This window comes from Pseudomonadota bacterium, from assembly GCA_022361155.1.
Taxonomy (GTDB): domain Bacteria; phylum Myxococcota_A; class Polyangia; order Polyangiales; family JAKSBK01; genus JAKSBK01.
Genome location: JAKSBK010000277.1, coordinates 1 through 1,859, shown reverse-complemented (window position 1 = coordinate 1,859; position 1,859 = coordinate 1). Strand labels below are relative to the sequence as shown.

The window sequence follows — 1,859 nt, the reverse complement described above, 5'->3', positions numbered from 1 at the left end:
CTTCGGAACCGCCCTGCGCTTCGGAACCGCCCTGCGCTTCGGAACCGCCCTGCGCTTCGGAACCGCCCTGCGCTTCGGAACCGCCCTGCGCTTCGGAACCGCCCTGCGCCTCCGAGCTGCCCAATCGTTCGTCCACCTCCCAGTGCACTTTCAGCGAAGGCCGATCGAGACGCTGCCGGAGGGACCCAAGGATGATGTCCAGGTAGTGCGACGAAATCCAGTCCGCGTAGAAACGGTTGGGGATGCGCAGGCGCAGCGTGTCCTCCTCGAGCCCAGCGCAGTCCACAGGTGCAAGCCAAGCCTCGAAATTCTCGGCAGAAAGACGCGACCGTAATTCGTCGAGTGCCGCTTCCCACAGTTCCATCATGCAGATGTTGCCCCAAGGCTCTGTTCAGATACAGCCATGGTTATCCTCACACAATCCACAGTCGCGCAGGCTGTCTTGTGTGGAACGCTCAAAGGCCACGAGTGATCGTCGCAATGGCGAACGTGAAACGCTTTGCTGCCACCATACCGAGGCAAGGAAGCTATCAAAGCACGCGGTGCTCGTCTACGACGTTCGTAATGCATTTTGTAAGTAGGTGACTTCGCGCTGTTTTCCCAGGCGCTCACGCAAGGCACGTGCGTGGTGTTGTGCCCGAGTTGCACTAATTTTGCGGAACGTTGGCGTGGCTTGCTAACGTCTTGTGCGCCATGCCCCCCAACGCAATCGAAGCGCCGGAGGCTACATTCGACACCACGTGCAGGACCCTGGCGGAGTGGTCGTCGCTTCGCTTCCGTGATCCCAAGGGTCGCGGCTTTTCGCGCGGGCGGTTCGGCCATGCGGTTCGGTTCGGCCATGCGGTTCGGTTCGATGGGGCACCGGAGGGTGGTGACCGATGAGGGTTGGCTGCTGGTCGCTGTCAGCTACGTTGTGTTTACTTTGCAGCGTCGCCTTCGCGGTTCCGCCGGCTGCTCTCGAGCAACAAAACGCTCGCGGTCTCGCCCTGGGAACAGGTGCGCGCGCATCCGCCATGTCGACCTCTGCGCTGCTCTACAATCCAGCCTCGCTTAGTCTAGGTCGTCTTTACCACCTCGAAAGTGGCGTGGCGTACCATCCGAGCGAGCACACCCTCGACGCCGCCGCGATGGTTGTAGACTCCATGACCAGCAGGCTTGCCGCTGGCTTTTCGGCTCGCGCGCTTCGAGCGACTGCCCTGGGTGGTTATGCCGGGGTCGATCTTCGCTTGGGGTTTGGATTGCCGCTATCCGACGGGATTTCCGTTGGCGGAGTGGGACGCTACCTGTCGCTCGATCAGCAGGTTTCAGGCGGCAACGGCACAAGGCCGATTCACCTCACCAAGGGCCTCACGTTCGACATGAGCCTGCGATTGCGCCCATTCAAGGGCCTCGAGCTCGCCACGTTGGGTTACAACCTGCTGGGGCTCGAGTCCGCGCTCGTCCCTCGCAGCTTGGGAGCTAGTGCGGCGTTGGCCGTGTCCAGCGCCGCAACAGTGGCGGTAGATCTTTTTTCCGTGGGTTCGGAATCAACGTACCTGATCGCGGGGGGTGGCGCCGAATACGTGAACGGTTCCGTTCCGATGCGGCTGGGCTACCGTTACGATGCCGGGCATGGCGTGCATGCTGTGAGCGGTGGCATCGGATACCTGCACCGCCGGGGCGGGTTCGATCTGGCGATCCGACGCGAGGTTGCCGGAGGCGCGCAAACCCTTGTCATGGGATCGCTGCGCTACTTTGTCCACTAGTGCCTCGCCACAGGAATCCTGGTTGGTTGGGGCCTGCAGTGGGGCTCGCTGGCAAGGCGGACCGACGAAGACTGCGGTTCATTTCGATGCGGTGCAGCGCATATTCGAGGAGGT

Annotated in this window: 3 protein-coding genes; 2 read left to right on the top strand and 1 reads right to left on the bottom strand. The window is 62.1% G+C overall.

Annotated elements, in window-relative coordinates:
* Positions 1-367 (bottom strand): hypothetical protein (locus tag MJD61_10630; protein MCG8555725.1); only part of this gene is annotated, 367 nt, incomplete at its 3' end.
* Between the two features lie 326 nt (positions 368-693).
* Between MJD61_10630 and MJD61_10625 the strand changes: the two genes are divergently transcribed.
* Complete coding sequence (locus MJD61_10625) at positions 694-882, top strand: hypothetical protein (protein ID MCG8555724.1); 189 nt, start codon at positions 694-696, stop codon at positions 880-882.
* Positions 879-1,745: a hypothetical protein gene (locus MJD61_10620; GenBank protein MCG8555723.1), complete on the top strand. Its 867-nt coding sequence runs from the start codon at positions 879-881 to the stop codon at positions 1,743-1,745. The genes MJD61_10625 and MJD61_10620 overlap by 4 nt, the downstream gene beginning before the upstream one ends.
* The last annotated feature ends 114 nt before the right edge of the window (positions 1,746-1,859 follow it).

Bases quoted from the DNA above. Each gene is read 5' to 3' on its own strand.
- MJD61_10620 (MCG8555723.1), top strand. From the start codon at position 879: ATGAGGGTTGGCTGCTGGTCGCTGTCAGCTACGTTGTGTTTACTTTGC.
- MJD61_10625 (MCG8555724.1), top strand. From the start codon at position 694: ATGCCCCCCAACGCAATCGAAGCGCCGGAGGCTACATTCGACACCACG.